The 456-nt window shown below is 67.1% G+C and carries 1 protein-coding gene; it reads right to left on the reverse strand.

Going from position 1 to position 456, the window contains the following annotated elements:
• Positions 1-456: hypothetical protein (locus IB246_RS28595; protein WP_192230261.1), on the reverse strand; the 456-nt coding region annotated here is incomplete at both ends.

Genomic DNA, 456 nt, shown 5'->3' on the forward strand with positions numbered 1-456 from the left:
GGGTGTTGAGCCCGCCGTTGACCGGGGTCGAGGTGTCCGAGCCGGCGCGCACGCCGACCACGCCACCGCCGAGCAAGGGGCCATCGGCGCCGGCGACGTCATTCCACAGCACGTTGCCGCTGACGGTGCCGCCCTCCACCACCGACGTTGCCTCAGGGTTGGCGTTCGGTGTGTCATCGACGATGTTGACGTTGATCTGTCCGGTCGCGGTGCTGCCGTTGACATCCTTGGCCGTCACATCGAAGTTCTCGGAGATGCTGTCGGCACCACCGGGATTCGGGTGGTCGCTGTCGTAACGCAACGTGTAGCTGTAGCTCACCACGCCGGTCGCCGGGTTGTAACCGGTGATGGTGAAGATCGCGCCGGTGTCGGTCTCGCTCGATTGCGGGAAACCTGCCGCCACGCCCGCCGTGACCACGGCGATGCCGCCCACGGTGAGGGTCAGCAGGCCATCCG

The organism is Pseudomonas sp. PDM01 (assembly GCF_014852325.1).
GTDB classification, from domain to species: Bacteria; Pseudomonadota; Gammaproteobacteria; order Pseudomonadales; family Pseudomonadaceae; genus Aquipseudomonas; species Aquipseudomonas migulae.